Annotated in this window: 1 protein-coding gene; it reads right to left on the reverse strand. The window is 60.8% G+C overall.

What is annotated here, in order from left to right:
- A partial coding sequence (locus C5N14_RS32535; protein ID WP_165878313.1) for a hypothetical protein occupies window positions 1-337 on the reverse strand: 337 nt, incomplete at both ends.

Consider the following 337-nt stretch of genomic DNA (forward strand, 5'->3'; position numbering starts at 1 on the left):
CGGGTGTAGAGGATTTTTGTTCCGTTGGCGTTGAGTGCGGTGACGGTGTTGATGTTGGTGAGGTTGGGTACTCGGAGGTTTTGCCATCCGGTGTTGCTGGCCGCTTCGTATACGTTGCCGTTGCGTACCGTGTAGATGATCCTTGTGTTGTCGGTTCTGGTGATCGCCGACACGGCGGTTCCGTAGACGGGTTGTCCGTTGTAGCCGACCAGCATGGCCTGCCAGTTGCCGCTGGCGGCCTCGTACACCGCGCCTCCACGTACCGTGTACACCACGACTCCGCCGTTGTAGGGGATCGCCGAGACCGCGGACACCTGGTCGTGGTTGGGCACCTGCA

Source organism: Micromonospora sp. MW-13 (genome assembly GCF_003434305.1).
In the GTDB taxonomy this organism is placed as follows: Bacteria; Actinomycetota; Actinomycetes; order Mycobacteriales; family Micromonosporaceae; genus Micromonospora.